The 21,859-nt window shown below is 59.8% G+C and carries 15 protein-coding genes; 10 read left to right on the top strand and 5 right to left on the bottom strand.

Annotated features, from left to right (window positions below; all coding sequences use genetic code 11):
* Positions 1-210 precede the first annotated feature (210 nt).
* The gene (locus AC1DV6_RS03445) at positions 211-3,225 is read left to right on the top strand and encodes a bifunctional diguanylate cyclase/phosphodiesterase (RefSeq protein ID WP_477975149.1); all 3,015 of its coding nucleotides are present in this window, start codon (positions 211-213) and stop codon (positions 3,223-3,225) included.
* Between the two features lie 58 nt (positions 3,226-3,283).
* Complete coding sequence (locus tag AC1DV6_RS03440) at positions 3,284-3,751, top strand: group I truncated hemoglobin (protein WP_477975147.1); 468 nt, start codon at positions 3,284-3,286, stop codon at positions 3,749-3,751.
* A 1-nt stretch (position 3,752) separates the two neighbouring features.
* Here the strand turns inward: AC1DV6_RS03440 and AC1DV6_RS03435 are convergent, their stop codons facing one another.
* Positions 3,753-3,992 carry an HP1242/YdcH family protein gene (locus AC1DV6_RS03435; RefSeq protein WP_477975145.1) on the bottom strand — a complete coding sequence of 80 codons (240 nt, stop codon included), beginning with the start codon at positions 3,990-3,992 and terminating at the stop codon, positions 3,753-3,755.
* A gap of 220 nt (positions 3,993-4,212) precedes the next feature.
* Here AC1DV6_RS03435 and AC1DV6_RS03430 point away from each other — a divergent pair, with 220 nt between their 5' ends.
* Positions 4,213-4,758: a DUF3455 domain-containing protein gene (locus AC1DV6_RS03430; RefSeq protein WP_477975143.1), complete on the top strand. Its 546-nt coding sequence runs from the start codon at positions 4,213-4,215 to the stop codon at positions 4,756-4,758.
* Positions 4,759-4,800: 42 nt separating this feature from the next.
* Here the strand turns inward: AC1DV6_RS03430 and argH are convergent, their stop codons facing one another.
* Positions 4,801-6,234 (bottom strand): argininosuccinate lyase, encoded by a 1,434-nt coding sequence (gene argH, locus AC1DV6_RS03425; protein ID WP_477975141.1) that lies wholly within the window; start codon positions 6,232-6,234, stop codon positions 4,801-4,803.
* A gap of 40 nt (positions 6,235-6,274) precedes the next feature.
* On the opposite strand from argH, the gene AC1DV6_RS03420 reads away from it, so the two are divergent.
* Both AC1DV6_RS03420 and AC1DV6_RS03415 read left to right on the top strand, forming a co-directional pair.
* The gene (locus AC1DV6_RS03420; protein ID WP_477975139.1) at positions 6,275-7,312 is read left to right on the top strand and encodes a sensor histidine kinase; all 1,038 of its coding nucleotides are present in this window, start codon (positions 6,275-6,277) and stop codon (positions 7,310-7,312) included.
* Positions 7,309-8,079: a LytR/AlgR family response regulator transcription factor gene (locus AC1DV6_RS03415; protein WP_477975137.1), complete on the top strand. Its 771-nt coding sequence runs from the start codon at positions 7,309-7,311 to the stop codon at positions 8,077-8,079. Before AC1DV6_RS03420 ends, AC1DV6_RS03415 begins: the two co-directional genes overlap by 4 nt.
* Before the next feature lie 37 nt (positions 8,080-8,116).
* On the opposite strand, the gene AC1DV6_RS03410 is transcribed toward AC1DV6_RS03415, so the two are convergent.
* Positions 8,117-10,261 carry a carboxy terminal-processing peptidase gene (locus AC1DV6_RS03410; RefSeq protein WP_477975135.1) on the bottom strand — a complete coding sequence of 715 codons (2,145 nt, stop codon included), beginning with the start codon at positions 10,259-10,261 and terminating at the stop codon, positions 8,117-8,119.
* Between the two features lie 129 nt (positions 10,262-10,390).
* The gene (gene ppc, locus AC1DV6_RS03405; protein ID WP_477975133.1) at positions 10,391-13,225 is read right to left on the bottom strand and encodes a phosphoenolpyruvate carboxylase; all 2,835 of its coding nucleotides are present in this window, start codon (positions 13,223-13,225) and stop codon (positions 10,391-10,393) included.
* Between the two features lie 53 nt (positions 13,226-13,278).
* On the opposite strand from ppc, the gene hemC reads away from it, so the two are divergent.
* The 5 genes from hemC to AC1DV6_RS03380 all read left to right on the top strand — a co-directional run bounded on the left by hemC (position 13,279) and on the right by AC1DV6_RS03380 (position 18,557).
* Positions 13,279-14,187, top strand: coding sequence for a hydroxymethylbilane synthase (gene hemC, locus AC1DV6_RS03400; RefSeq protein WP_477975131.1), 909 nt, complete (start codon positions 13,279-13,281; stop codon positions 14,185-14,187).
* 5 nt (positions 14,188-14,192) lie between these two features.
* On the top strand, positions 14,193-14,981 hold the full coding sequence (locus AC1DV6_RS03395; protein ID WP_477975129.1) for a uroporphyrinogen-III synthase: 789 nt from the start codon (positions 14,193-14,195) through the stop codon (positions 14,979-14,981).
* Positions 14,978-16,033 (top strand): uroporphyrinogen-III C-methyltransferase, encoded by a 1,056-nt coding sequence (locus tag AC1DV6_RS03390; RefSeq protein ID WP_477975127.1) that lies wholly within the window; start codon positions 14,978-14,980, stop codon positions 16,031-16,033. Before AC1DV6_RS03395 ends, AC1DV6_RS03390 begins: the two co-directional genes overlap by 4 nt.
* Before the next feature lie 2 nt (positions 16,034-16,035).
* Positions 16,036-17,334: a heme biosynthesis HemY N-terminal domain-containing protein gene (locus AC1DV6_RS03385; RefSeq protein ID WP_477975124.1), complete on the top strand. Its 1,299-nt coding sequence runs from the start codon at positions 16,036-16,038 to the stop codon at positions 17,332-17,334.
* Positions 17,335-17,480: 146 nt separating this feature from the next.
* The gene (locus AC1DV6_RS03380; protein WP_477975123.1) at positions 17,481-18,557 is read left to right on the top strand and encodes a GGDEF domain-containing protein; all 1,077 of its coding nucleotides are present in this window, start codon (positions 17,481-17,483) and stop codon (positions 18,555-18,557) included.
* Between the two features lie 64 nt (positions 18,558-18,621).
* Here AC1DV6_RS03380 and AC1DV6_RS03375 read toward each other — a convergent pair whose 3' ends face one another.
* On the bottom strand, positions 18,622-21,585 hold the full coding sequence (locus tag AC1DV6_RS03375) for an Rne/Rng family ribonuclease (RefSeq protein ID WP_477975122.1): 2,964 nt from the start codon (positions 21,583-21,585) through the stop codon (positions 18,622-18,624).
* Between the last annotated feature and the right edge of the window lie 274 nt (positions 21,586-21,859).

Genomic DNA, 21,859 nt, shown 5'->3' with positions numbered 1-21,859 from the left:
GTTGGTCATTTGCCCGAAACAAAGGGCTTGTAGCTAGTACGCGGCGAATCGCGCAATGGATTCACATTCGGTAATGTCGGGCGCAGGCCACAAATATCCCCCATTTGGGGGATAGGCAGGGCCAGACAGCCCATCCAGAATGGCTTGTACGCGACAAGCGCGACTTAACCCAGGGATACGCTGACCTGTCCATAAGCCTGGAAATTCAACATGCAGCCGATTTGGGAAAAACTCACGGAACGCCTGAGTTCCAACCACCACCGGGAAGTGCTGGCGCTGATGAGTGCGCTGTTGATTTGTCTGTGGGGGTTTGTGGGCTTCTGGTCGTGGTGGGAGCGGACCAATATTCTTTCCTCCAACACGCTGGTGCTGGAGCAATTGAGCGCAGCGGTGCAAGCGCAGACCCGTGGCTTGTTCAAGCAAGCAGAGTCTCTGCTGATCGTGTCAAACCACTGGATATCCGAGCACCCGCGACAAGACCCCGGCAAGAGTCCCGATTTCATCGCGCAAGTGGACCGGCTTCGCAAGGCTTCCGGCGGCCTGCTGGATATCCGCATGGTTACGCGCGGCGGCAAACTGCGATTTGTTCCGGATCGCAATGAAGCGCACGACGTGGACGTGTCTGACCGCGACTATTTCCGCACGCAACTCGATGCCAAAACCCGCGGGCTGTATGTTGGTGAACCCATCATGGGCCGCGTCAGCAAAAAATGGCTTGTCCCCATATCTGCGCCTGTGGAGCGGGCCGACAGCGATATGGCGGCGCTGCTGATCGTGATCGAGCTGGACCGCATGGCAGGGTCTTTCGAAGCGGAGCGCATCAAACCTGCCGGCACCATCGGCATCACGCGCAACGATGGCACGCTGCTGTTTCGCAGCCCGATGAAGGAGAGCGCCATTGGCCAGTCGATCGCACGCGGCGACGCCTGGAAGAATTACATGAGCGTGATGTCCAAGGGCGCTTACGAATCTCCGGTCAGTCTGTTCGACAATCTGCCGCGGCTGGTCTCGTTTTCACACGTGGAAGATTACCCATTGGTCGTGTACGTCAGCGCCAGCAAGGACGACCTGCTGCGGCCCTGGCGGTACCACACGGCTATTCTGGGTGTAGCCGCAGCGCTCGTGTCGGCGTTCGCGTTGGTCATGGGTTCGGCGCTGATGCGGGTACTGTCGTTCTCGCGCCGCTCCGAGGCCATCATCCAGTCGACCGAAGAGGCCATTGTTGGCAAAACACTGGACGGCATCATCACCAGCTGGAATCCCGGGGCTGAACATATGTTTGGCTACACGGCATCGGAGATGCTGGGACAGCCCATTCTTCGTCTGTTGCCTGCTGACAGGAAAAGCGAAGAAACTGCCATTCTCGAAAGAATCAGGACGGGGCAGGGGGTGGACACGTTCGAGACCGTTCGGGTTTGCAAGGACGGGCACGAAATTCATGTCTCAGTCACGATTTCTCCGATCCGCGACAGCTATGGCCGTCTGATTGGTGCGTCCAAGATCGCGCGTGACATCACGGCCGAGAAGCTGGCCACACGACAACTGCGGCTGACTGCCAGCGTGTTTACCAACACCAGCGAGGGCATTTTGATCACCGATCCGTCCGGGGTGATTGTGGAGGTAAACGATGCTTTCACCCACATCACAGGCTACGGCCGGGACGAAGTGGTGGGACACGACCCTGCGATATTCCGCTCCAGCCGGCAAGGGCCGGAAGTGTTTGTGACCATGCGCAAATCACTGCGCCGGTATGGTGAGTGGCGGGGCGAGTTGTGGAGCCGGCGCAAGGACGGTGAGGCCTATTCGGTGTGGATTACGGTGAGCGCGGTGCGCGGCAGCGCGGGCAGGGTGCAAAACTATGTGGCCTTGTTCTCGGACATCACCGTTTTGAAGCTGCAACAGGAAGAGCTGGAGCACGGCGCACATTTTGATGCACTGACCGATTTGCCCAATCGGTTGCTGCTGTCAGACCGGTTGAAACAGGCGATGACCATGTGCCTGCGCAACCACCACAGCCTGGCTGTGCTGTACATGGATCTGGATGGTTTTAAGGCCATCAACGACCAGTTTGGTCACGAGGCGGGAGATGTCTTGCTGGTAGAGGTGTCCAAACGCATGAAGGCGACTTTGCGGGATGTGGACACGCTGGCACGCATGGGGGGTGATGAATTTGTTGCGGTGCTGAGCAACGTGGACAGTGTGCAGGACTGCATGCAAATGATTGCACGGATACTCGATGCGTGTGCGCAACCGGTTCGCATCCAGGGAGAGGATTTGAAGGTCACCGCCAGCATTGGCGTGACGCTTTTCCCGCAGGACAACGCCGAGCCAGACCAGTTGATGCGCCATGCCGACCAGGCGATGTACGAGGCCAAGCAAAGTGGAAAGAACAAATTCCACATGTTCGACTCCGCGCAAGAAGCCGAAGCCAAAAGCCGCAGCCAGTTGCAAGAACAGATCGCACAGGGTATTGCCAACGACGAATTTGTTTTGCACTACCAGCCCAAGGTGAACATGCGCACCGGGGCCATCATGGGCGTGGAAGCACTGATCCGCTGGCAACATTCCGAGCGGGGGCTGGTGGCACCGGGGGCTTTTTTGCCCGCGATTGAGCGGCATCCATTGAGCGAAACCATCGGTGCCTGGGTGATTGATACGGCACTGAAGCAAATGAGTGACTGGAAGGCGCAGGGGCTAGAACTGCCCGTCAGCGTCAACATCGGTGCGCGGCAACTGCAGCGCGACGGCTTTGCGTTGCAGTTGAGCAGCCTGCTGGCCAAGTACCCCGACGTGCTGCCGGGTTGGCTGGAGCTGGAGGTGCTGGAGACCAGTGCGCTGGACGATATTGGTGCCACTGCGACCATCATGGAGGAATGCCACCGTTTGGGTGTGTGCTTTGCGATTGATGATTTTGGAACCGGCTATTCCTCACTGACCTATCTGCGGCGCTTGCCAGTGAATACGCTGAAGATCGATCAGAGCTTTGTACGCGACATGCTGGCCGACCAGAATGACCTGTCCATTGTCAGCGGCGTCATTGGCCTTGCGGCGGCATTCCACCGGGCAGTGATCGCCGAAGGGGTGGAAACAGTGGCGCATGGGAAGCGATTGATTGCGCTGGGATGCGATATGGCGCAGGGCTACCAGATTGCCCGCCCGATGCCTAGCGACGAGGTGCTGGGTTGGTGCAAAACCTGGAAATCGCCAACTGAGTGGACGGGTTAAGCGCGCGGGGTGACGCAAAAAAAGCTGAATCTAATATATTTAGCGTGTGGACGCCTCAATGAAAACAATGCACCGGTTAGCTACCGCGACAGCTGCTGCGCTGATCAGCGTTTCCGTTTTCCTGTCTCCCGCCCACGCGCAAAGCACTGCAGCGCCTGCCGTGCGCAGCGACATGCTTTACAAAGCATTGGGCGAAAAGGCAGGCTTGGTGAAACTGGTCGATGACTTTTTGAACCGCCTGCGCGATGATCCGCGCATTGGCGTGCAATTCAAATCGACCAACCTCAAAAACCTCAAGACCCAGTTGGCAGACCAGTTCTGTGTTGTCAGCGGCGGACCTTGCGTTTACGAGGGGGACGACATGAAGACGGCGCATGCCAGCCTGAAGATCACCAAGGGCGATTTCAATGCGCTGGTTGAGGTGTTGCAGCAATCGATGGATGCACAGGGCATCCCATTCGCGACGCAAAACCAGTTGTTGGCACTTCTGGCGCCTATGCACCGTGATGTGATCACGGTGCGCTAGTTCAGCCTTTGCTGAGCATCTGGTAAATCTCGTCTTTCAGCTTCAGGCGTTTTTTCTTTTCAATTTCCAGCGCTCCATCGGTGATGGCGCCGACACCGCCTTCATAGCGGGCAATCGCGTGGTTCAACGCGTCATACTGCTCGAAGAGCTTGGCAAAGTGGGCGTTGCTGCCCTTGAGGGTGTGGATCTTGTCCTTGAACTGGGGAAACTCGGTAACGATGTCGTGTTTGAGCAGGTCCATGGGGTCCTTGGTAGTCTGAGGTGATAGTAAAGCGGTGATGCGGTTGTAACCCAGTATGGACTAGGGCGCTGTTTGCATCAAGCCTGAAACCCACATGGCGTGCGTGATTGCAGTCCACCCCGCAATATTTTTGAATCCAGCGGGGCGATTGCTGCGTATACGGAGAGCGTGGCGCATCCGTTGCGCGCGCTTTCACCAACCCTTTCGAAGGATAGCAGCCATGATGATTCGCCGTTTCACTCCCCTGATTCTCGTTGCCGGTCTGGGCGCTTGCGCCAGCCAGAGCCTTCAGCCAGCGCCGTTTAGCCAGGCCGCCCTGCCTGAGGCCGTGAAAGTACCCGCCAGCCATGTCGTGAGCATGGAGACGGCCGCCGCCGGGAACATCACGTACCAGTGCCGTACCAAGAAAGACATGCCGGGGCAGTATGAGTGGGTGTTCGTTGGCCCGGAGGCACCCTTGGCGGACCGCAGCGGAAAGTTGGTGGGTAAATACTACGGCCCGCCTGCCACCTGGGAGAGCAACGACGGATCCAAAGTCACTGGCACCCAGGTCGCCGTAGCGCCAAATGGCACAGGCAATATTCCGCTGCAACTGGTGAAAGCCAATCCGGCCATGGGTATGGGCGCGATGCAAGGCGTGGCCTACATCCAGCGCGTAGCGACGGAAGGTGGCGTAGCCCCTGCAGCGCCCTGCGGCCAGATGGTTGAGGGCCAAAAGCAGGTAGTTACCTACCGCGCTGATTACATTTTCTGGCGCGCGATGTAAGCGCCATTTGCGCTCTGGTTACAGCCGCAGGTGACGCATTGGTTACGCTAGGCGCGCCTGGTGCCGGGCGATTTGCGCCCGCACCTGCGCGGGCGCAGTGCCGCCCAGCGTGTTGCGTGCGTTCAGCGATCCGCGAAGGCTCAGGCAGTCGTACACGTCTTTCTCAATCGACGGGTTGAAGCCTTGCAGAACGGTCAGTGGTAGTTCGGACAAATCGACCTGGTGCGAGATAGCGGCCTTGACCGCGTGGGCCACGGTTTCATGTGCGTCACGGAAGGGCAGTCCTTTCTTCACCAGATAGTCGGCCAAATCGGTGGCCGTGGCATAGCCCTTCAGTGCTGCCGCTTCCATCGCCTGGGCGTTGACGGTGATGCCACCTTCTTTCTGACCGGTCGCCGGGTTGATTTGACCGCCCACCATCTCGGCAAAGATGCGCAGCGTGTCTTTGAGCGTGTCCACGGTATCGAACAGCGGCTCCTTGTCTTCCTGGTTATCCTTGTTGTAGGCCAGCGGCTGGCCCTTCATCAGCGTGATCAAGCCCATCAAATGGCCGACCACGCGGCCGGTCTTGCCGCGCGCCAGTTCGGGCACGTCGGGGTTTTTCTTCTGCGGCATGATGGAGCTGCCGGTGGTGAAGCGGTCGGCGATCTTGATGAAGCTGAAGTTCTGGCTCATCCACAGAATCAACTCTTCACTCATGCGGCTGATGTGCACCATGCAAAGGCTAGCGGCGGCGGTGAATTCAATCGCGAAGTCGCGATCGCTGACGGCGTCCAGACTGTTCTGGCACACACCGTCCATGCCCAATGTTTTTGCGACACGTTCGCGGTCCAGCGGGTAGGTGGTGCCAGCCAGCGCGGCAGCGCCCAGCGGCAATTGGTTCACGCGGCGGCGTACGTCGGCCATGCGCTCGGCATCGCGGGCAAACATTTCCACATAGGCCAGCAGATGGTGGCCAAAGCTGACGGGCTGGGCGACCTGCAGATGGGTAAAGCCGGGCATGATCACTTCGACGTTTTTCTCTGCTACCTCGACCAAAGCTTTTTGCAGCGCTATGAGCAGGTCGGCAATCAGGTCGATCTCGCTACGCAGCCACAGTCGCACATCGGTAGCGACCTGGTCGTTGCGCGAGCGGCCGGTATGCAGGCGCTTGCCGGCATCGCCCACCAATTGCGTCAGGCGGGCCTCGATGTTGAGGTGCACGTCTTCCAGGTCCAGCTTCCATTCGAACAGCCCGGAATCAATCTCGGACCGGATTTGGGCCATGCCGCTCTGGATGGCGGCGTAATCAGCGGTGCCGATGATGTTCTGCGCGGCCAGCATTTCGGCATGCGCCAGACTGCCGGCGATGTCGGCCTGCCACATGCGCTTGTCAAAAAACACGCTCGAGGTGTAACGTTTGACCAGATCGCTCATGGGCTCGGAGAACAGCGCAGACCACGCTTCAGATTTTTTATCGAATTGGTTTTGAGACATGGCGGGGCGTTAGTAAGAATGGAGTCAAAATCCGGCTGACATGAAAGACACCCAAATATTATCGACGTTCCAGGAACTGAGCCCGCCAGAAGCTCCTGCAAGGCCCGGGCCTGCACTGGTCTTTGATGCCTGCCAGATGGGAGTGATGCTGCGGGCCCTGATGTTTGTCGAGGTGCTGATGGGTATTGCCGTGATGTTTGATGCATCCGGGTTCCTGGACTGGGTTGGGCGGTTCTCTCTTGTCACAGGAGCGGCGTTGCCCGCCACACTGGCTTGGCTGCTCAGTGCCTGTGCTGCCAAACGGCTCATAGCCCGTTTGCCCAATGCGTGGCAATACGCGGTCGCAATTGCGCTGGGTATGTTGGCCGCGCTCTATGGTTGTGGCTTGCTGGCCTTTGCCAAATTGCTGGAGAACCCGCCCTGGTTGTCCACCGCGCTGAGTGGCGCGCTGGTGTCTTCCATTCTGGTTGCTGCGCTGGTGATGCGCGCAAAGGGGCGCCTGCCGGCCGACACCACCGCGCGGCTGGCCGAGTTGCAGTCCCGGATTCGCCCGCATTTTCTTTTCAACACGCTCAACAGCGCGATCGCGCTGGTGCGGGCCGAGCCCGCCAAGGCGGAGACCCTGCTGGAGGACTTGAGCGACCTGTTCCGCCACGCGCTGATAGACCAGGGGGCATCGGTCACGCTGGATGAGGAGATTGCGTTGGCGCAGCGCTATTTGGCCATCGAGCAGGTTCGTTTTGGCGAGCGCCTGAGGGTGGAATGGCGGCTGGACGCCGCTGCCGGTAACGCCCGCCTGCCGCCTCTGTTGTTGCAGCCGCTGGTGGAGAACGCGGTGTGCCATGGCGTGGAGCCCAGCCCTACGGGTGCCGAAATCAAGATTTCCACAGAGAAGCGCGGTACTACGGTGGTCATCAAGGTGACCAACACGGTGCCCTCCGGACAGGGCGCAACGGGCCATGGAGTTGCCTTGCGCAACGTGCGTGACCGTCTTGCCTTGCTCCACGACGTGCAGGGCCAGTTCCGCAGTGGCTTGAAGGAGGGTATCTACCAGGTGCGCATGGAGGTTCCGCTATGAGCGGTGAAACAGCAAACGCGCAGATTCTCAAAGTGCTGATCGTGGACGACGAGAGTCTGGCGCGTGCGCGTATGCGAACCCTGTTGGGGGACTGCAAAAACCCGGAGGTCTGCATAAACGCCGAAGCCGCCAACGCAGTGCAGGCGATGGAACACCTGAAGCGCCAGTCCTTTGACGTAGCCCTGCTGGATATCCACATGCCTGGCGCCGATGGCCTCGCGCTGGCGCAGGCCTTGCGCGCAATGCCGCAGGCGCCAGCACTGATTTTTGTGACAGCGCACGCGGAACATGCGGTGCAGGCGTTTGAACTGGACGCTGTGGACTACCTGACCAAGCCGGTACGCCTGGAGCGCCTGCAAACCGCGCTGCAAAAGGCGCAACGCCATTTGCAGTCACGCCAGGACGCCCAAGGAGTGACGGAGCCGGAAGAAGCCCTGCTGATTCAGGAGCGGACCCGGGTAGAACGCGTGCCTTTGCACCAGGTGGTGTATTTCAAGGCAGAGTTGAAATACATCACGGTGCGCACCGCGACGCGCAGTTACATCCTCGATGGCTCACTCAATGAGCTGGAAGAAAAATACGCACAATTGTTTATCCGCATCCACCGCAATGCGCTGATTGCGCGGCGTGCCGTGCACGCGCTGGAGAAGCACTTTGATGCGGAAGAGGGCGATGGATGGGCGGTACGACTGCACGGTGTGGACGAGTTGCTCTCCGTGTCCCGCCGGCAACTCTCCGCAGTGCGGGGGCTGATTGCCAACGGATAGCAGATCGGCACTCAGTACCCCGTAGCTGAGGCGCTTCCTACTTCACTTTGCGATCGTTGAGTACCGCCTCGTTGGCTGCCATTCGGGGGCTGCTTGCGAGGCCCACCGCGTCACTGAGAATATGTGCAGCTTCCAGCAGCAAAATGTCTTTGCGCTTTTTTGCTGTTTTCTCTTGCGCTGTATCCTGGGGTACACCGCCGTCTTCCGTATCCACCGCATCATCGGTACTTGTGGTGTCCGATTCTGAGCTGCCGGACTTTCCGTCTGAAACCTTGCGCGCTGCCAAAAGGGCCGTGCGCGCGTCGCGCTCGTTGCGACGTACGGCTTCATTCAGCGAAATCTCGGCTTTCTTGCGCTGCAGCCGGTACTCGGTAATGTCTTCCTGAAGATACTTGAATGCCTTGTCCGTATTGCCTCGCACGTCGTGCCTCGCAGACAGTTGCGGAACAATGGCGTGAACGCCTCCTTGCGGTAAATATTCGGCCTGTCCAATGTGTGACCACGGCAGCGCATTGTCGGCACTGGATTCGCCAAACTCGCCGTCATCAAAATACCCGGGAAAGCGTATATCGGGGTTCACGCCGCGCAACTGCGTTGTGCCCCCGTTGACTCTGAAAAACTGAGCCACGGTCATCTTCAATCCACCAAACTGTGGTTTGCCATTGCGTACCACCTGATCGAGGTCAACTACGGTTTGCACAGTGCCTTTCCCAAAACTGGGCTCACCCAGGATCAGGCCACGACCGTAGTCCTGAATGGCAGCCGCAAAAATTTCCGATGCCGATGCAGAACCCCGGTTGATCAACACGCCCAATGGCCCGTCCCACACCGGTTTGGCACGCTTGGCCGAGTCCACCCAGATCTTGCCTTGCGCATTGCGTTGCTGCACCACAGGGCCATTGCCAATGAACAAGCCTGTCAACTCGATGGCTTCCGCCAGAGAGCCGCCGCCGTTGCTTCGCAGGTCCACCAGCACACTGTCAACCTTGGCTTTTTTAAGGTCAATCAGAAGTTTCTCTACGTCACGACTGGCGCTTTTATAGTCTTTGGTGCCGGCACTACGACCTGCAAAATCCTCATAAAAGGAGGGCAGCGAGATGACGCCGATGCGACGCGTCGTGGCCCCATCCTTGATGGTTTCAATCGTGGATTTGGCCGCCTGCTCTTTCAGGCTGATAGGTTTGCGCACCAGCGTGACTATTTTGTTCTGGCCATCCAGGCCTGCTTCGGCGGGCAATATTTCAAGCCGGACCACGGTATCCAGGGCACCACGAATCAGCTGCACCGCGTCGTCCTGGCGCCAACCCACGATGTCGACCATAGGCTCATCCCCCTGGGCCACACCAACGATGCGGTCACCCACCTTGAGCTTGCCAGAAAGCCCGGCGGGCCCGCCGGCGACCAACTCGCGGATGGTGGTGTAGTCGTCGGTTTGTGACAGCACGGCCCCAATGCCGATCAAGGACAGGCGCATGGAGATATTGAATTCTTCTGCTGCCCGTATGCCCATGTAGTTGGTATGGGGCTCGATGGTCATCGTGTAGGCGTTCATGAACGTCTCGAACGCATCGGTGTTGTTGATTTTGTTGATGCGCTTGATGGTGCTTTCGTAGCGTTTGTCCAGCACCTTCAATATGTCTTTGTCATCCTTGCCGGCCAGCTTGAGGCCAAGCCAATCGTTTTTGACCCGCTTGCGCCAAACCTCCCGCACCTCGGCCTCTGACTGTGGCCAGGCCTGCTTGCTGCGCTCCAGCTTCATGCTTTCCTGCAAAGTGAAATCGAATGGGCCTTGCAACAGACCGCGGGCATAGCTCAGGCGTTCCACGGCCCGGCGCTTGTAAAGATTGAATATCGCAAAGGGCGTCGTCAAATCCTCCCGAAAAATCATTTCACCGACCCGGTCCCTGTCTAGGACGAGACGGTCGATATCGCTTTGGATGAAGAACAGTTTGTCGCCATCGAGCGCTTTCAGATACCGATCGAAGATCTGCCCCGACATTGCCTTGTCAATCTGCGCGGGCTTGTAGTGGTGCCGCGAAAGAATTTCGGCGGCGACGTGAGCCGCCCTTTCCTCGTATTTTTCGGGCTTTAGCTCAGCCGACGGCAGGGCGGGTGGTGCAAACGCAACGACCTGTACAGAGGCCAGCAGGCACAGCGCCAACCCCAAAATTTTCTGTTTCATAGCGTGCTCCTTCTACCGGGCGCCACAAGGCGCTTCCCCGGAATGGCCGAATGGCCCGTCTGCACAGTCTAAAGCAAGACGTGGTCGCGTCTGTGTGGCGCAGTACATGGGGGCGCCCCCAGCGCGACGTCAGCCAGTATTGCGCAAGCCCGCCGCGATGCCGTTGATCGAGATGTGAATCCCCCGTTGCACGCGCTCGTCGGCCTTGCCTTCGCGGTACCGACGCACCAATTCCACCTGCAAATGGTGCAAGGGATCGATATACGGAAAGCGGTGGCGGATCGAGCGCTGCAGAGCTGCGTTATTCGCCAAGCGTTGTTTCTCCCCAGTGATCAGGCCAAGCACTTGTGCCGTGGCGTGCCATTCGGCCTCGATCGCGGTGAAGATCCGCTTGCGAAGGCGTGCATCTGTCACCAGTTCGGAATAGCGTGAGGCCAGCGCCAAGTCGCTCTTTGCAAGCACCATGTCCATATTGGACAAGAGCGTGCGGAAGAACGGCCATTGCTTGTACATCTTTTGCAGCAGCGCGGTGCGCTCTGCGGCAGAGGCGCCTTTGCCATCGTTGATAAAGGCCTGTACGGCAGAGCCGAAACCAAACCAGCCCGGCAGCGTCAGGCGGCATTGGCCCCAGCTGAATCCCCAGGGGATCGCGCGCAGGTCCTCAATGCGCTGATTGGCCTTGCGTGACGCCGGGCGCGAGCCAATGTTCAGCTCGGCAATTTCGCGGATCGGCGTCGCGTTAAAGAAGTATTCGGTAAAGCCAGGGGTTTCGTACACCAGTGCGCGGTAGGCGGACATGCTGCTTTGCGACAACTGGGCTGCGGCATCCAGAAACGCCTTGCTGGCGGCTTTGGTGGGCTGAAGCAGTGTGGCTTCCAGTGTGGCGGCAACGAGAGTCTCCAGATTGCGGCGACCGATTTCCGGGTTGGCGTATTTGGAGCCGATCACTTCGCCTTGCTCGGTCAGGCGGATTTGCCCGCGCACCGTGCCCGGAGGCTGCGCCAGAATGGCCTGGTAGCTGGGGCCGCCGCCGCGGCCCACCGTGCCGCCGCGGCCGTGGAACATGCGCAGCTTGATCTTGCGTTGCGTAGCCAACTGGTCGAACAACTCGACCAGCGCAATTTCGGCGCGGTACAGCTCCCAGTTGCTGGTGAAGATGCCGCCGTCCTTGTTGCTGTCCGAGTAGCCCAGCATGATGTCCTGTTCGCCACCGCTGCGCACCACCAGATCGGCAATGCCGGGCAGGGCGTAGAAGTCACGCATGATGGGCGCTGCGTTGCGCAAGTCCTCAATCGTTTCAAACAGCGGTACAACGATCAGATCGCATGTGGCCGACGAAGCACCGTCTTCGTTCAAGAAGCCGCGCATCAGGCCGACTTCCTTTTGCAGCAACAGCACTTCCAGCAGGTCGCTGACGGTTTCGGTGTGGCTGATGATGTAGTGGATGATGGCCTGCGATCCGTAGCGCTGGCGCATGCGCTTGGCGCTAGCAAAGATGGCCAACTCGCTGACCGCATGCGCCGAATACGCGGCGCCTTGCACGGTCAGTGCCCGAGCGTCGTTGAGCAGACCCAGCAGCAGTTTGCGCTTGGCCATTTCATCGAGTGCGCTATAGCTGGTCTCAATGCGGGCCGTGGCCAGCAGTTCGGCGACCACTTCTTCGTGTTTGTCCGAACTCTGGCGCAAATCAACGGTCGCCAGATGGAAGCCAAACACTTCCACTGCCCGGATCAGCGGATGCAGGCGCTGCTCGGAGAGTGCGCCTGCATGGTGAGCTTGCAGGGATGCTTCGATGGTGCGAAGTTCCGCCGCGAAATCTTCCGAGCGTGCATACGGGTTTTGCGGTGCCACTGCGTGGCGGGACGCTTCGGTGCCGGTCAATTCTTTCAGGGTGGCGGCCAGCCGCGCATAAATGCCGGTTAGTGCGCGGCGGTAGGGCTCGTCCATGCGGTGCGCACTCTGGTCGGGTGAGCTTTCGGCCAGCGCCTGCATATCGGGCGTGCAGTCAGCCAGCATCGCGGAAATGGACAGTTCGGCGCCCAGAAAGTGCACCTCGGTCAGATAGTGGCGCAACGCCACTTCGGATTGGCGGCGCAGGGCGTACTCCAACGTTTGCGCGCTCACGTTAGGGTTTCCATCGCGGTCGCCGCCAATCCATTGGCCCATGCGCAAGAAACTGTGCACGGGGTGTTGACCCAGCATGCCTTCCAGCTCGGCGTAGAGCTTGGGAATCTCGCGCAGAAAAGTGGATTCGTAATAACTCAGCGCGTTTTCCACCTCGTCAGCGACAGTGAGCTTGGAAAAGCGCAGCAAACGCGTTTGCCACAGCTGCATTACACGGGCGCGCATCTGCGCCTCGTTGGCAGCCAGTTCGCGCGGTGTCAGCGCGTCCTTGCGCTCGTCGAAGGCGCTGGCGCGCAATTTGATTTCATCACGCACTGCCAATAACTGGGCGATGCCGCGTTCTGCATCCAGAATGCTTTTGCGCTGTACTTCGGTGGGGTGGGCTGTCAGCACCGGCGACACGAAACTCTCGGCCAGCGTGGCGGCAATGGTCTTGGTGGAGATGCCAGCCCAGCGCAAGCGCGACACCGCGACTTCAATGCTGCCTTCCTGGGTATCGCCCGCGCGCTCATGGACGGCGCGGCGACGGATATGGTGGCGGTCTTCGGCCAGATTGGCCAGATGCGAAAAATAGGTGAAAGCGCGAATGACGCTGACGGTCTGATCGCCGCTCAATCCTTTGAGCAATTTCTTCAGTGCTTTGTCGGCTTCGTGGTCTGCATCACGCCGAAAAGCGACCGACAGCGTGCGGATGCGTTCGATCAATTCATACGCCTCCACGCCCTCCTGTTCGCGGATCACGTCTCCCAAAATCCGGCCCAACAACCGGATGTCTTCCACCAGCGGGCGTTCGTTGTCTTTGGCCCGCTTTGCGGGTGTTGGGGCGGACGTGTTTTTCATGGTGACCATGCTAGCATTGAAGGCTACTGGACTATTACCAACAGGTTACCGCTTTGGGCCACTTTACGATTGCAACACGCGAGAGCCGGCTGGCGCTTTGGCAAGCTGAATATGTCAAGTCCTGCCTCGAAAAACAGGGCCATCAGGTCACGCTGCTCGGCATGACGACGCGCGGGGACCAGATCCTGGATCGGTCATTGAGCAAGGTCGGGGGCAAGGGCCTGTTCGTCAAGGAACTGGAAACCGCATTGGCCGATGGCCGCGCTGATCTGGCCGTGCATTCGCTCAAGGATGTTCCCATGGACCTGCCCGAAGGTTTTGAGCTGGCTTGCGTGATGGAGCGCGAAGACCCGCTCGACGCTTGGGTATCTTCCCGGTACGCCAGCCTGGAACTGCTGCCTGCGGGTGCTGTGGTCGGCACCTCCAGCCTGCGCCGTGTCGCCTGGTTGCGTGCTAAACGCCCCGATTTGCGGATCGAATCCCTGCGCGGCAACCTCGATACCCGCCTGCGCAAGCTCGACGAAGGTCAATATGACGGCATCGTGTTGGCGGCAGCTGGCCTGAAACGCCTGGGTTTGCCGGAGCGTATTCGCTGCACGTTGGCGCCAGAGGCGATGCTGCCTGCTGCAGGGCAGGGTGCGCTGGGCATTGAGATTTGTACTGGACGCGCCGACGTGTTGCAGGCACTGGCACCGCTGATGCACATCCCTACGTTGCTGGCAGTAACCGCTGAACGGGCTGTGAGCCGCGGCATGGGGGCGAGCTGTTCGATGCCACTGTCTGCCTTCGCTACGCAAAACGGTGGTGTGATGAATATTCGCGCTGCCTGGGGCGATCCCGATGGTGTCAAAACGCTGGTTCTGGCCGATGCGCAGGGTGCGGTGGCCGATATCTCTGCGGCGGATTCGCTAGGCACCCAAGTGGCGCGCGAACTGCAAGCGCGCGTCGCAAGCTTGGGCTAATGCACATGCGGGTACTTGTCACGCGTCCGCAGCGGGAGGCACAAAAACTGGTGGATGCATTGGCCTCGCTGGGCTTCGTAGCGATGGCCATGCCTTTGATCGCGGTGATCGGCCCACCTGAACCACAAGCGCTGGTACAGGTTTGGAATCGTCTGACGGGATTTGACGCTGTGATGTTTGTCAGTGGCAATGCGGTCGAGCATTTTTTTGCTTCCCGCCCTGACGACAGTCTCTTTTTCACAAGCCGCAGCCCCAAAGCACTGCGCGCCTTTGTTACAGGTCCAGGCAGCCAATCCGCTTTGCGTAAAGCGGGCGTGGCCGCTCAATGGGTCGATGCGCCGCACGCGCAGGAAGACCAGTTCGACTCAGAAGCGTTGTGGAAAGTCGTGCAAGCTCAGGTGAAGTCGGGGTTTCGACTTTTGATCGTGCGTGGCGCGGAGAGTAATGATCCGGCGCAGAGCGCAGGGCGTGACTGGTTGGCCTCACGGGTGATGGAAGCAGGAGGCGAAGTGGAGTTCGTGGTCGCCTATCAGCGCCAGCTCCCCACGTGGACGGCCGAGCGCGGCGCATTGGCGGCGCAGGCAGCCAGCGATGGCTCGATCTGGCTGTTCAGCAGTTCGCAGGCCATTCGCAATTTGGCCGCGCTGTGCCCCGATCAGACATGGAGCCAAGCCCGCGCCATCGTGACCCACTCGCGCATTGCCCATACTGCGCTTGCATTGGGCTTTGGTGATGTGCTGGAGTCACGTCCCAGCATCCCGGCGCTGGTCGCATCGATAGAATCGCGGCAATGACCACTGACACCCCAGGATCCGACAACCCGGTCCCCGTTGTTCTTGCACCGGAGCCGGTTGCGACACAGCCAGTCTCCACTTCGCGTCCGCGGTTGCTGGTGGGCGTGGCCTTATTGGCTGCAGCAGGTCTGGCCAGCAGTGTTTTGCTGTGGCAAAAGCTTTCATCCATTCAGGAGCAACTCGCCCGACAAAGCGGCGACGCCACAGCTCAGGCTGCGGATGCGCGGGCTGCCGCGCGCCACGCGCTGGATTTGGCCAGTGAAACTTCTGCAAAACTGTCGGTGACTGAGGCGCGGTTGAGCGAAGTCTCGCTGCAGCGTACGCAACTGGAAGAGCTGATGCAAAGCCTGTCGCGCTCGCGCGATGAAAACCTGGTGGTGGATATTGAATCTGCGATACGTCTGGCGCAACAACAAGCGCAATTGACCGGCAGCGCCGAGCCTCTGCTTGCCGCGCTCAAGACTGCCGAGTTGCGCATTACTCGGGCCGCCCAGCCGCGACTGACGCCGCTGCAGCGTGCGATTGCACGAGATGTGGCACGCATCAAGGCAACTGTACTGGCCGACACGCCAGCACTGTTGGTCAAGCTGGACGAACTGTCGGTATTGGCTGACGATTTGCCGGTGGCCAATGCAGTTTTGGCCCGTACACCCGATACGCTGAAGAAGAAGCCGGAAGAGTCAGTCTCCAGTTGGTGGGCACGCATTGGACTCGTGGTGCGGGAAGAGATTCGCGGCCTGGTGCGCGTAAGCCGCATTGAGGACCCCGACGCTGCTCTATTGTCTCCGGAGCAATCTTTCTTTCTGCGTGAAAACCTCAAGCTGAAATTGCTTAACGCACGGCTGGGCCTGCTGTCGCGCCAGATCGATGCGTCACGTTCGGATCTGGCTTCCGCCGCCGTGGCCATCACCCGCTATTTCGATGGTAGCTCCCGCAAGACCCAGACAGCTGCTGCGCTGTTGCAACAAGTGCAGAGCCAAATGAAGTCTCTGGAACTGCCGCGGGTCGACGAAACCCTGGCTGCGCTGGCCACAGCGGCTGCGGGGCGATAGCCATGCGTGCCGCATTGTGGCTGATGGCCCTTTTTGCGATCGCGGTGGCGGCAGCGCTGTTTGCGGGCAATAACCCGGGATCGGTGACGCTGTACTGGTCGCCCTACCGCGTGGACCTGTCACTCAACTTTGTATTGCTGACATTGATAGTCGGCTTTGTGACGTTGCACTATGCGCTGCGCGCGCTGTCGGCCTTGTGGAATATTCCGCAACAGGCGCGTCAGTGGCGTTTGCAGCAAAAAGAACGTGCCATACAGGCCGCCTTGCTGGAGTCGCTGTCGCATCTGGTGTCGGGGCGCTTTGTGCGGGCCCGTAAATCGGCGGAACATCTGGTGACGCTGGAAGAGTCAGTGACGAAGAGCGGCGAACACTTGTCTTATGCGGGCAGGCTGCGCGCAATGGCACATCTGGTCGCCGCAGAAAGTGCGCATGCGGTGCAGGATCGCGCATTGCGCGATCTGCATTTTCAGCAATCGCTGAGCCATGCCCAGCACCGCGACGGGCAGGATGTGCGCGACGGCGTGCATTTGCGCGCCGCCCGCTGGGCTTTTGATGACCGGGATGCGCCAGCCGCGATGGACTGGCTGGACCGGCTGCCACAGGGCGCCGCACGCCGCACGTTGGCGATGCGCCTTCGATTTAAGGCCGCGCGCCTGGCTGGCAAGTCGCGCGTTGCGCTTGAGACCGTGCGTCTTTTGACCAAACACCGTGCCTTTTCAGAAGTCGCAGGGCGCAGCATTGCGCGCGGCCTGGCGTTGGAGATGCTGCGCAACGCGCACGACCCCGTGCAGATTCAGCGCGTCTGGGGCGTGTTGGAAAAGTCGGAGCAACAGCTGCCCGAAGTTGCGATGGAGGCTGCGAGCCGACTGCTGGTATTGGGTGGTGTTGCCGCGCAATGTCGCGAGTGGTTATTGCCAGTCTGGGACGCGATGGTGAAACATCCACAGGGCCAGGAGAGCCTGCCTCTGCCGCAGCGGGTGCAACTGGTGCGTGTGCTGGAGCGCAGTTTTGGCAGCTCAGGCGACGTGCCCGACGCGCAATGGTTGAGCCGGATTGAGCAGGCTCAGATGGCCAACCCACGCGATCCGGTATTGCAGTATCTGGCTGGAGTGGTGTGCATGCGTCTGTCTTTATGGGGCAAGGCGCAGCAATTGCTCAAGCAATCACTGTCCCTGCTGCAGGATTCCGAATTGCGACGCGACGCGTGGAGCGCGCTGGCCGAAATGGCCGAGCAGCGACAGGATGCGAAGGCGGCGACAGAGGCCTATCGCGCAGCGCTGCAAGAGACCGTCAGACGCTGAGTTTTCCGCAAGGCCACCCCAAGGCTCACATAGTGCGGCGAGGCCAAAATTGAAATCCTTGAGGGCAGCGACCCGTGAAGCGACGGAGTGTTAGAGACCACACTTGTGCTGATGACGAATCCCTGATTCAGGGCTATTATGGTGTTATGGCCACCATCACTGAGCACATCATCAAGTTGACCGACCACAGGGATCGTGACTTGCTGGAGTTGACCCTGTCCAAAGCCTTGATTGACTTGCTGCCCATACAACGCGTGGTTATTGCGCGGGCGGTCAGCGAAGAGGGCGTGAAGCGCTGGTTGGAGATTGCCACGCTGGATCACAAGGGGGGTGGCAAAGTCGTGGATCCGCTGCGCATTGATTTTGCAACCCTGCCTTTGCTCGATGACAACCGCCAACGCTTCAACTGCTTGTTGAGTCGGGAGCAGGTGGAATTTGCCTGGGCTGGTGACGATGGTCCGCGCATCAATTATTTTCCCTTGTTTGCTGATACCCACATTGAAGAAGAAGGTGTACTGGAGATCCATTCCGCTTTTGCGTTGTCGCAAGGCCAACTGGGTGCCATCGTCGATGTGCAGCACGTATTTCGCAATATGTATAACCTGCTGGCTTACAGTGACCGCGATGCGCTCACGGGTTTGCTGAACCGTAAATCGCTGGACGATACGTTTTACAGTGCCGTGCTGGAGGAGCTGGATGAAGGCCGCGAAGCCGCAAAGAAAGAAGCCGAAGCGGTTTTGCTTCCAGGTCAGGAACGCCGCCACCGTGTGCCGCCCAATTACTGGCTGGGCACGATCAGCGTAGACAATTTTGGTTTGCTCAATGACAAGAACGGACACCTGATTGCCGAGGAGGTGTTGCTCTTGGTTGCGCGCATCATGAACAATACGTTCAGAACCTACGACCGTCTGTACCGCTTTGGTGGAGAGCAGTTTGCGGTGTTGATGCATTGCCCGGATGAGGCCCTGGTGCTGGCCGCATTTGAACGCTTTCGTGCCAACATCGAAAAGTTCAATTTCCCGCAAGCGGGGCGTGTGACTGTCTGTGCGGGGTTCACACGGGTGACTGCAGACGATTCGCCCAGCACCGCGCTGGAGCGCGCGGAGCGGGCCGTGGATTACGCTCAGAACAACGGCCGCAACAAGGCTTGTAGCCATGCGGATCTGGTACGCAAAGGATTCTTTGGCGATGCCCCCAAGGTGGGGGCGGTTGATATTTTCTGACCCCCAACTGTTCAGATAAAAAAAGGGACTCGTCAGAGTCCCTTTTTGTTGAGCGCCGCGAAGATCAGGCTTTTGTGGCCTCTTCAAACGGCAGTGTCATATTGCTCAGATCGCGTTTAGTTTCAACCAGGACGAGCGGACCTTCGTCAATAGTGACTGGCTCGGGGCGTTCACGGGGCACGTGAATGGCCTTGGGCTCAGCAGCAATTGCCGCTTGCACCAGCGCAATGCGCTGGGGATCCGAATTGACCCATTGCAGACCGGATTGCTGGGCCACTTGTTCCAGTGATGCCTTGGGCAACTCAAACGTGGTGACCTTGGGCATGGCCGACGCTGCGGCGGCTGGCGCTGCTACGGGTGCTGCAACAGGCGCTACGCGTTCTGCAGCCGGCTGCTGCGCAGCTTGGGTTTCAGGCGCCGCGTCTGCGTTCTGGCGAGGTTCGTCAGAACGCTCGGTGCGATCTCCACGGGGACCGCGTTCACGACCGTAACGATCGCGTGAGCGCTTTTCACGGGGTTCGCGGTTGTCGTTGCCGCCGTCAGCTGGCGCTGTGGTCTCGGCAGCATTCTGCACGTCGCGGGTTGGTTCCGTATCGGCAAAGCCCAGTTGGGTTTGTGCGCCTTCAGCTGCACCCGGTTGCTGCTCCGCACCCTCCTGGCGTGGGCCGCGCTCGTCACGGCGTCCACGTCCGCGTCCACCACGGCTGCGGCCGCCTTCGCGGCCTTCCGGGCGACCTTCTGCGTCGCTTGGGTTGGCATCGGCGCGCTGGACGTTGGTGTCCATTGCATTCGCTTCACCCGTTGCGTCTTCACGCGGAGCCTGGTCTGGGCGAGGGCCATTGCGGCCCTGACGACCACCGCGCTCACCGCCACGCTCCGCCCCACGGTCACCGCGTTCATTGCGGTTTCCGCCACGCTCACCACCGCGGTCACCACGGCCATTGCCAGCATTTGGCGTTCCAGCTTCCACTGGTGCCTGTGCGGACACGTTCATTTCCTGGGTACGGCCTTCCGCATCCTGGCGTTCACGTGGGCCTGCGCCTTGGCGCTCACCACGTTCGCCACCGCGACCACCACGGCCGCCGCGGTTGCCTCGCCCATCACTACGACCCTCATTGCGACCTTCGCCACGGCCTTCCGGACGCGCTTCGCCGCGTGGGCCGCGATCGCCGCGTCCTTCGTTACGACCACCATTGCGGTTGCCATCACGACCGCTGCCTTGGCGGCCATCGCGCTTGTCGTCTGCCTTGGGGGCAGCTACTGGGGCTGTGCTCTTGGGCTTCTCTTCTGCACCAAACAGACCCTTGATCCAGGCAATGAAGCCCTTGCTTGCGGGCGTTTGCGCTGCTTTGGCAGCAGGCCGGGCGACGTGGGCTGGCGCCTGTGCTTTGACGGGCTCTGGCTTGGGCGGAGCGATCGGCGCAGGTGCATCCGGCAAAACGCCCTTGATGATCGGCGTTTGCTTATTGGTCGGCTCTTGCGAACGACGCGTCACCGAAGTGGGGTCTTCCACCACGTCAGCCATCTTGTAGCTGGCTTCGATATTGTCCAGACGTGGGTCGTCGTGCTTCAGGCGTTCGAGCTTGTAGTTGGGCGTTTCCAGTGTCTTGTTAGGCACCAGCAACACGTTGATACGCTGCTTGAGTTCGATCTTGGCGACTTCGGAACGCTTTTCGTTCAGCAGGAACGAAGCAACATCCACCGGAACCTGGCACAGCACTGAGGCAGTGCTGTCTTTCAGCGATTCTTCCTGGATGATCCGCAGAATCTGCAAAGCGCTGGATTCTGTGTCGCGGATATGGCCAGAGCCACCGCAACGTGGGCAAGGAATCGAAGCACCTTCGCTAAGCGCAGGCCTCAGACGTTGTCGGCTCATTTCCATCAGGCCGAACTTGGAGATGGTGCCAAATTGCACACGGGCGCGGTCCTGGCGCAGCGCGTCGCGCAAGCGGTTTTCCACTTCGCGGCGGTTGCGGGACTCTTCCATGTCGATAAAGTCGATCACGATCAGGCCACCCAAGTCGCGCAAGCGCATCTGGCGTGCTACTTCGTCAGCGGCTTCCAGGTTGGTACGAGTAGCAGTCTCTTCGATGTCGCCGCCCTTGATAGCGCGGGCCGAGTTCACGTCCACGGACACCAAGGCTTCGGTGTGGTCGATCACGATGGCACCGCCGGAGGGCAACTGCACCGTGCGGGCGTAGGCCGATTCGATCTGGTGTTCGATCTGAAAGCGGCTGAACAGCGGAGCGTCGTCACGGTAGCGCTTCACGCGGGCAGCGTGTTCGGGCATCACGTGGGCCATGAACTGCTGGGCTTGTTCGTACACGTCGTCGGTGTCGATCAGGATGTCGCCGATGTCGTGGTTGAAGTAATCGCGGATTGCGCGGATCACCAAGGAAGACTCTTGGTAAATCAGGTACGCACCCTTGCCGCCCTTGGCAGCGCCGTCGATGGCGGTCCAGAGCTTCAATAGGTAGTTCAAGTCCCACTGCAGCTCTGGCGCGCTGCGGCCGATGCCGGCGGTGCGCGCAATGATGGACATGCCGTTGGGGTATTCCAACTGGTCCATGTTTTCTTTGAGCTCGGCACGGTCGTCGCCCTCGATGCGGCGCGATACGCCACCGCCACGGGGGTTGTTGGGCATCAGGACCACATAGCGGCCAGCCAGCGAGACAAAGGTAGTCAGGGCTGCGCCCTTGTTGCCACGCTCTTCTTTTTCCACTTGCACCAGCAGTTCCTGGCCTTCGCGGATCGCATCCTGGATGCGGGCGTTGCCGGCGGAGACGCCTTGCTGGAAGTAAGTCTTTGAGATTTCCTTGAACGGCAGGAAGCCGTGGCGGTCTTCGCCGTAGTCCACGAAGCAGGCTTCGAGGGAGGGCTCGACGCGTGTGACGACGGCCTTGTAGATATTGCCCTTGCGCTGTTCGCGCCCTTCGATTTCGATTTCGTAGTCGAGGAGTTTTTGTCCGTCGACAATGGCCAGGCGGCGTTCTTCAGCCTGCGTGGCGTTGATCAGCATCCGTTTCATGGATTGCATCCTTCTTCAGTTAACACATGCCCGAGATGGGCTAACGGTGCCTGACTGACGAATCGAAACGCGGTGGAATTGCCGGGGAGCTTTGTGTCACCGAAGGTGACTAAGCGTAGGCGCGTGGATGGGGACGAGGGAGTGCGTTTGTGAATTTGCTATCAAACTAATAGCTGGTTGCGCCGCTGTTGCAGGCGCTGCAGGCCGATTCATGCCAAAAACCGCAGCGAATACGCTGGGCAGGCAAAGAGTCATCAGGCACAACAACACAAAC

The sequence above is a fragment of the Rhodoferax sp. P2_H8_2 genome (genome assembly GCF_056403235.1).
Note: the sequence above shows the minus strand (reverse complement) of the source record. Positions and strands in the feature narration are given on the sequence as shown.

Excerpts from the sequence above, each read along its gene's own strand:
- AC1DV6_RS03395 (WP_477975129.1), top strand. The coding sequence starts at position 14,193 with ATGCGGGTACTTGTCACGCGTCCGCAGCGGGAGGCACAAAAACTGGTG.
- AC1DV6_RS03440 (WP_477975147.1), top strand. The coding sequence starts at position 3,284 with ATGAAAACAATGCACCGGTTAGCTACCGCGACAGCTGCTGCGCTGATC.
- AC1DV6_RS03380 (WP_477975123.1), top strand. The coding sequence starts at position 17,481 with ATGGCCACCATCACTGAGCACATCATCAAGTTGACCGACCACAGGGAT.
- AC1DV6_RS03435 (WP_477975145.1), bottom strand. The coding sequence starts at position 3,992 with ATGGACCTGCTCAAACACGACATCGTTACCGAGTTTCCCCAGTTCAAG.
- AC1DV6_RS03445 (WP_477975149.1), top strand. The coding sequence starts at position 211 with ATGCAGCCGATTTGGGAAAAACTCACGGAACGCCTGAGTTCCAACCAC.
- AC1DV6_RS03410 (WP_477975135.1), bottom strand. The coding sequence starts at position 10,261 with ATGAAACAGAAAATTTTGGGGTTGGCGCTGTGCCTGCTGGCCTCTGTA.
- AC1DV6_RS03420 (WP_477975139.1), top strand. The coding sequence starts at position 6,275 with ATGAAAGACACCCAAATATTATCGACGTTCCAGGAACTGAGCCCGCCA.
- AC1DV6_RS03385 (WP_477975124.1), top strand. The coding sequence starts at position 16,036 with ATGCGTGCCGCATTGTGGCTGATGGCCCTTTTTGCGATCGCGGTGGCG.
- AC1DV6_RS03430 (WP_477975143.1), top strand. The coding sequence starts at position 4,213 with ATGATGATTCGCCGTTTCACTCCCCTGATTCTCGTTGCCGGTCTGGGC.
- AC1DV6_RS03415 (WP_477975137.1), top strand. The coding sequence starts at position 7,309 with ATGAGCGGTGAAACAGCAAACGCGCAGATTCTCAAAGTGCTGATCGTG.
- argH (WP_477975141.1), bottom strand. The coding sequence starts at position 6,234 with ATGTCTCAAAACCAATTCGATAAAAAATCTGAAGCGTGGTCTGCGCTG.
- AC1DV6_RS03390 (WP_477975127.1), top strand. The coding sequence starts at position 14,978 with ATGACCACTGACACCCCAGGATCCGACAACCCGGTCCCCGTTGTTCTT.
- ppc (WP_477975133.1), bottom strand. The coding sequence starts at position 13,225 with ATGAAAAACACGTCCGCCCCAACACCCGCAAAGCGGGCCAAAGACAAC.
- AC1DV6_RS03375 (WP_477975122.1), bottom strand. The coding sequence starts at position 21,585 with ATGAAACGGATGCTGATCAACGCCACGCAGGCTGAAGAACGCCGCCTG.